6 protein-coding genes are annotated in these 6833 nt (G+C 61.9%); 2 read left to right on the top strand and 4 right to left on the bottom strand.

Annotated features, from left to right (window positions below; translation table 11 throughout):
• Positions 1 to 64: 64 nt before the first annotated feature.
• The 4 genes from FEM54_RS20570 to FEM54_RS20585 all read right to left on the bottom strand — a co-directional run bounded on the left by FEM54_RS20570 (position 65) and on the right by FEM54_RS20585 (position 4280).
• A complete protein-coding gene (locus FEM54_RS20570) occupies positions 65 to 2248 on the bottom strand; it encodes a xanthine dehydrogenase family protein molybdopterin-binding subunit (protein ID WP_138452735.1) in 2184 nt (727 codons plus the stop codon).
• Complete coding sequence (locus FEM54_RS20575; RefSeq protein WP_138452737.1) at positions 2245 to 3234, bottom strand: FAD binding domain-containing protein; 990 nt, start codon at positions 3232 to 3234, stop codon at positions 2245 to 2247. Before FEM54_RS20575 ends, FEM54_RS20570 begins: the two co-directional genes overlap by 4 nt.
• A complete protein-coding gene (locus FEM54_RS20580) occupies positions 3231 to 3740 on the bottom strand; it encodes a (2Fe-2S)-binding protein (RefSeq protein WP_017139321.1) in 510 nt (169 codons plus the stop codon). Before FEM54_RS20580 ends, FEM54_RS20575 begins: the two co-directional genes overlap by 4 nt.
• A 96-nt stretch (positions 3741 to 3836) precedes the next feature.
• Positions 3837 to 4280: a DUF4879 domain-containing protein gene (locus tag FEM54_RS20585; RefSeq protein WP_017139322.1), complete on the bottom strand. Its 444-nt coding sequence runs from the start codon at positions 4278 to 4280 to the stop codon at positions 3837 to 3839.
• Between the two features lie 209 nt (positions 4281 to 4489).
• On the opposite strand from FEM54_RS20585, the gene FEM54_RS20590 reads away from it, so the two are divergent.
• A complete protein-coding gene (locus FEM54_RS20590) occupies positions 4490 to 5785 on the top strand; it encodes an NCS2 family permease (protein ID WP_017139323.1) in 1296 nt (431 codons plus the stop codon).
• The coding region (trmA, locus tag FEM54_RS20595) for a tRNA (uridine(54)-C5)-methyltransferase TrmA (RefSeq protein ID WP_138452739.1) at positions 5782 to 6833 on the top strand (1052 nt) is incomplete at its 3' end. The genes FEM54_RS20590 and trmA, both read left to right, overlap by 4 nt.

A 6833-nucleotide genomic window follows, 5' to 3' on the forward strand; every position in this document is an offset into this window, starting at 1 on the left:
GAGACACCGCCATCGCAGGCAAGCCAGCTCCCACATTTTGATCTTCTGTGGTTCGAAGACCGGGTTACAGCACCTTATCCAACGTGACAGGAAACTCCCGCACCCGCTTGCCAGTGGCATGGTAGATCGCATTCGCCACCGCTGCCGCCACCCCGACAATACCGATTTCACCCACACCCTTGGAGCCCAGGGCGTTGACGATTTCGTCGTGTTCGTCGACAAAAATCACCTCTATGTCGCCGATATCGGCATTCACCGGGATGTGGTACTCGGCCAGGCTGTGGTTCATGTAGCGCCCCAGTTGATGGTCGACCTGGGTTTCTTCATGCAGGGCCATGCCGATGCCCCAGACCACGCCGCCGAGGATCTGGCTGCGGGCCATCTTCGGGTTGACCACCCGCCCGGCCGCAATAGCGCTGACCACCCGACGCACCTTGATGGTGCCCAGGTCTTCGTCTACCTGAACTTCGACAAACACCGCCGAATGGGTCGCCGTCGAATAGCCTTCGCGCTTTTTGTCCGGTTGGCTGTCAACCTGAACGGCCAACACCTCTTCGCCACTGTCCTTGACCAGTTGTGCCAAGGACACACTCACGTCCCCCGTGTGCAATTGGCCTTCTTCAAAGCGCACCGTTTCTGCCGCTTTGAACACCGGGTAAGTCTGCCGGGCAACCGCCAGCAGCTTGGCGTTCAGCGCTTCGCAGGCCTGCTGCACGGCAGTGCCGACAGACGACACGGTAAACGAGCCGCCCTGCAACGGCGCCGTGGGTAACGACGAATCGCCGAGCAGAAAACGCACATCGGCCATCGCCACACCGCTGGTTTGCGCGGCAATCTGCGTCATTACCGTATACGTGCCCGTGCCGATATCGGTGGTGGCGCTGCTGACGGTCAATTGGCCTTGGGCATCCAACTGCGCCTTGGCGCTGGCCTTCATCTGCAGGGCCTCCCATACACCACCGGCCATACCCCAGCCGATCAACTGGTTGCCATCACGCATGCTGCGCGGCTCGGGGTTGCGCTGGCTCCAGCCGAAGCGCTCGGCACCTTCGCGGTAACACTCGCGCAGGGCTTTGCTCGACCAGGGTTTGTCTTCGTTCTGGTTGCGCTCGGCGTAGTTGATCAGCCGCAGTTGCACAGGGTCCATCCCCAGGGCGCAGGCCAGTTCATCCATCGCACATTCCAGGCCGATCACGCCCAGCGCGGCGCCCGGCGCGCGCATGTCCATCGGCGTGGACACGTCCAGGGGAACCAGTTTGTAGGTCAATTGCACGTTGTCGCAGTGGTAGAGCATGCCGCTCCACTCCACCACATGTTCGCTGAAATCCTCGAAGCGCGAGGTCTGGCCAATCGCAGTGTGGCCCAACGCCAGCAGGCGGCCATTGGCAGCAGCGCCCAGTTGCAAACGCTGCAGGGTGCGCGGGCGGTAGCCGAACGTGAACATCTGTTGCCGGGTCAGGGTGACGCGCACCGAACGCTTGAGCGCCAGCGCTGCCATCACCGACAGAGGCAGTTGATACTGCGGGCGCAGGCCCGAGCCAAAGGCACCGCCGACGAACGCAGCGAAGATCCTTACCTGGCTTTTATCCAGGCCGAAGACTTTTTGCACATAGGCCTGGCAGTTCTGCGGGCCTTGGGTCTTGTCGTGGATATGCAGGGTGCCGTCCGGCTGATACAGCACGGTGCTGGCGTGGGGTTCCATCGGGTTGTGGTGCTCGATGGGCGTGCTGTAGTGCATATCCAGGCTGACAGCGGCAGCAGCCCACTCGGCCTGGAAGTTACCGCGTGGCTTGGGCGGCGTTTGCGGCGATGGGTGCGCCTGTTCCTGCAGGGCCGCGAGGTCAGTGGCAAAAGCCTCGCTCGCGTATTCGATCTCGACCAGCGAGGCAGCGTGTCGCGCCAGCTCAAGGTTGTCGGCGATCACCAGGGCCAGGGGTTGGCCGTTATAAAGCACGCGGTCGTTATACAGCGGGCGAAACGGCGAGCCGTCGGCTGCATCGGCATCGGCGAAAGCCTCATCGTAGCTGGCGAGTTTGGGCCGGTTCAGATGATCAAGCACCCAGACCACGCCCGGCAGCGCCAGGGCTTTGGACGCGTCGATCCTGATTACCCGGCCCTTGGCAATCGTGCTTGAGACGACACTGCCATGCAGCAGGTCGTTGCCTGGAAACTCACCGGCATAACGCGCCTGGCCGGTGACCTTGAGCAGACCGTCAACGCGGTCCAGGGGTTTGCCGACGGCGGTCATGAGCGTTCTCCTGCGACAGCGGCGTCGCTCAGGGCACGGATGATTGCGCGGCGTGCCAGCTTGATTTTGAAGCTGTTGTGTTCCAAGGGTTCAGCGTCTTGCAGCAAGGCGTCAGCGGCCTGGCTGAAGGTTTCGCGGCTGACCGCTTGCCCGATCAGCGCGGCTTCCACCGCGCGATCGCGCCAAGGTTTGTGGGCCACACCGCCAAGGGCCAGGCGCGCATCGACGATGGTGTCGCCCGCAAGCTCCAGCGCGGCGGCAACGGAGACCAGCGCGAAGGCGTAGGACGCACGGTCACGAATCTTCAGGTAGTGGCTATGGCTGGCGAGATGATCAGGCGGCAGTTCGATGGCGGTGATCAGCTCATCGTCGGCCAGCAGATTGTCGCGCTCAGGCGTATCGCCGGGCAATCGATGAAAGTCGGCAAACTCGATCACCCGCGCGCCGCCACGCCCTTCTACATGCACCCGCGCCTGCAGCGCTGCGAGGGCGACGCACATATCCGAGGGATGGGTAGCCACACAATGTTCGCTGGCACCGAGGATCGCATGAATGCGGTTCAACCCGGTGCGCGCCGGGCAGCCGCTGCCGGGTTCACGCTTGTTGCATGGCACGCTGGCATCGTAGAAATAGTAGCAACGGGTACGTTGCAACAAGTTACCGCCGGTACTGGCCATATTGCGCAGTTGCGGCGAGGCGCCCGCCAGAATGGCCTGGGACAGCAATGGGTAGCGTGTCTCGATCAGCGGGTGCCAGGCCAGGTCGGCATTGCTGACCAACGCGCCGATCATCACCCCGCCGTCGGCAGTCGCTTCTACGCCATGCAGCGCCAAGCCGGTGATGTCGATCAGGTGTTCGGGGCGGCTGATGTTTTCTTTCATCAGGTCCAACAGGTTGGTGCCGCCGGCGATAAACCGCGACGTCGCGCTGCTCAGGTGCACGGCTTCCTGCACATCGGCCGGCTTGCTGTACTGGAAGGGGTTCATTGGTCACCTCCCAGCACAACGTCTTCAATGGCATCGCGAATATTGCTGTAGGCCCCGCAGCGGCACAAGTTGCCGCTCATCAGTTCCTGAATTTGCGCGGTGTTGTGGGCGCGGCCTTCATTGGCCAGGCCGACGGCGGAGCAAATCTGCCCCGGCGTGCAGTAGCCGCACTGGAACGCGTCACGCTGGATAAAAGCCTGCTGCATCGGGTGCAACTGGTCGCCGTCGGCCAGGCCTTCGATGGTGGTCACCTCGGCACCGTCGCACATCACCGCCAGGGTCAGGCAGGCGTTGATGCGTTTGCCATCGCGCAACACCGTGCAGGCGCCGCACTGGCCGTGGTCGCAGCCTTTTTTGCTACCCACCAGATCCAGCTGTTCGCGCAGCAGGTCCAGCAAGGTGGTCCAGGGCAACACCTGCAGCTGGCGGTCTTGGCCATTCAGGGTCAGGCGTATCGGGTGGCTGACGAACGGTTTGGTCGTCGCGCCATTGGGGGTCGCGCTCATAAACACCTCACGGGTTGGTGCACTTCCGCGGCGTTCAGGAAAGTCGCCGTCTAAGGGCTACGACTTCCCGAGGTAGTGAGCGTTCAAGGGGATTGATCAGAGGATGTTGAACAAGAGCTTCAACGTGTTTTGCGGGCCATTGATCGAGATATTGCTGAATTCAAACCAGCCTTGGGCCTGGACATTCAAGTCAAACACATAGATGTAGCCCATCACAGTGCCTGCGCCGTTACAGACTTCGCTGATGTTGCCCACCTGACAGACCGGCGTGCGTTGCCCATTCAATTCGGCGCCATTGAAGCGCCCCATCGGGCTTTTGCCCAGGCCGACCTCCATCACCGAGACCTTGGTCGGCCCACGATGAGTACACATCTGGGTGGTCGTCACATCTGTGGGGATGGTTTCCGTGCAACGCGCCGACTCGACCTTGAACACCCGCACCTCGCTCAACGGCGGTGCAGCCGCGCCCCACACCGGTGCCACAAGCCCCAGGCCGATTGCGGCGAACAGAGCTAGACTGCTGGCGTTGGCTTTTTTCATGCTGAGAACGACCCTGTATTTAACGTCGGCGCAGTATGCCTCAAGGCCAGATTCGAGAATACGCAGCCTATCCGCCACATCGCGTCGGCTGCTGGTATCATGCGCCGCTTTTTCCGATCCTCTCTGAAACCACAGGCGCTTGGCGCAGTTTGTGCTTTGACTTAGAGGTCAACAAATAACGACGCAAAATAGCGTCACAGGGAGCCGGCATGCTGGAAAAGCTGTTTCAACTCAAAGCACACAACACCAACGTGCGCACCGAAATTCTCGCGGGTATCACGACCTTTCTGGCCATGGCCTACATTCTGTTCGTGAACCCGAGCATCCTCGGCGAGACCGGCATGGACAAGGGCGCGGTGTTTGTCGCCACCTGCCTGGCCGCCGCCATCGGTTCGACCGTGATGGGCCTGATCGCCAACTACCCGATCGCGCTGGCACCGGGCATGGGCCTCAACGCCTTCTTCACCTACACCGTGGTCCTGCACATGGGCCACACCTGGCAAGTCGCGTTGGGCGCGGTATTCATTTCGGCGGTGTTGTTCTTCCTGCTGTCGATCTTCCGCATCCGTGAGTGGATCATCAACAGCATCCCGCTGCCGCTGCGCTCGGCGATTGCTGCCGGTATCGGCCTGTTCCTGGCACTGATCGCCCTGCACAACGCCGGCATCGTGGTCAGCAACCCGGCCACCATGGTCGGCCTGGGCGACCTGAAACAACCGGCGCCGATCCTCGCTACCTTGGGTTTCGCGCTGATCGTGGCGCTGGAAGCCCTGGCGGTGCGCGGTGCGGTGCTGATCGGCATCCTGGCGGTGACCATCGTGTCTATCGCGATGGGGTTCACCCCGTTCGGCGGCGTGACCTCGATGCCACCGTCCCTGGCCCCGACCTTCCTGCAACTGGATATCAAGGGCGCGCTGGATATCGGCCTGGTCAGCGTGATCTTCGCCTTCCTGTTCGTTGACCTGTTCGACAACTCCGGCACCCTGATCGGCGTGGCCAAACGCGCCGGCCTGATGGGCAAGGACGGCCACATGCCGAAAATGGGCCGTGCACTGATCGCCGACAGTACCGCCGCCATGGCCGGTTCGCTGCTGGGGACGTCAACCACCACCAGCTACATCGAGTCGGCTGCGGGTGTGAGTGCCGGGGGCCGTACCGGTTTGACCGCCATCGTGGTCGCCATCCTGTTCCTGCTGGCGCTGTTCTTCTCGCCACTGGCCGCCAGTGTTCCAGCGTTTGCCACCGCGCCGGCGCTGCTGTTCGTGGCCGTGCTGATGACCCAGGGCCTGGCCGAAATCGACTGGGATGACATTACCGTTGCAGCGCCCGTGGTGGTCACCGCCCTGGCGATGCCTTTCACTTACTCCATTGCCAACGGCATCGCCTTCGGTTTCATCGCCTGGACCGCCATCAAGCTGCTTTCGGGCCGCTACCGTGAGCTGAACCCGGCACTGGTGATCCTGTCGATTCTGTTTGTGATCAAGCTGGGCTGGTTCAACGCATGACTTTTGACGCCGCAAGCTACACCGTTCAACTGCAAGACAAGGTCACGCGTCTGCGTGACCTGTTGGCACCGTTCGACGCCCCCGAACCGCAGGTCTTCGATTCGCCGCTGCAGAACTTTCGCCTGCGCGCGGAGTTCCGCCTGTGGCGCGAGGGCGGGGAGCGCCACTACGCAATGTTCTCCCAGGACGACAAGCGCACGCCGATCCTGATCGAAGAGTTCCCCATCGCAAGCCAGCGCATCAACCAGCTGATGCCGCAACTCAAAGCCGCCTGGCAAGCCAGCGCGGCCCTCAGCCACAAGCTGTTCCAGGTGGAGTTCCTGACCACACTGGCCGGCGACGCGATGATTACCCTGTGCTATCACCGCCCGTTGGACGAACATTGGCACACGGCTGCGAACAAGCTGGCGGCGGATTTGAATGTCAGCATCATCGGCCGTTCCAAGGGCAAGCGCGATGTGATCGGCCACGACTACGTGGTGGAAAAACTCGACGTCGGCGGGCGCACCTTCAGCTACCGTCAACCCGAGGGCGCGTTCACCCAGCCCAACGGCACCGTGAACCAGAAGATGCTCAACTGGGCCTATGAAGCCCTGGGCGATCGCCCGGATGATTTACTGGAGTTGTACTGCGGCAACGGCAACTTCACCCTGCCACTGGCGACCCGCGTGCGTAAGGTACTGGCCACCGAAATCAGCAAGACCTCGGTGAATGCTGCCTTAAGCAACCTCGATGAAAATACAGTGGATAACGTCACGCTGGTGCGCCTGTCTGCCGAAGAGCTCACCGAGGCGCTCAACGAGGTTCGGCCGTTTCGCCGTCTGCACGGCATCGACCTGAAGAGCTACGAATTCGGTAGCGTCTTCGTCGACCCACCGCGCGCCGGCATGGACCCGGACACCTGCGAACTGACCCGTCGCTTCGACAACATCCTGTACATCTCCTGCAACCCGGAGACGTTGGCGGCGAACATTGCGCAACTGCATGACACGCACCGGATTACCCAGTGTGCAATGTTTGACCAGTTCCCATGGACGCACCATATGGA

Source organism: Pseudomonas edaphica (assembly GCF_005863185.1).
Lineage (GTDB): Bacteria > Pseudomonadota > Gammaproteobacteria > Pseudomonadales > Pseudomonadaceae > Aquipseudomonas > Aquipseudomonas edaphica.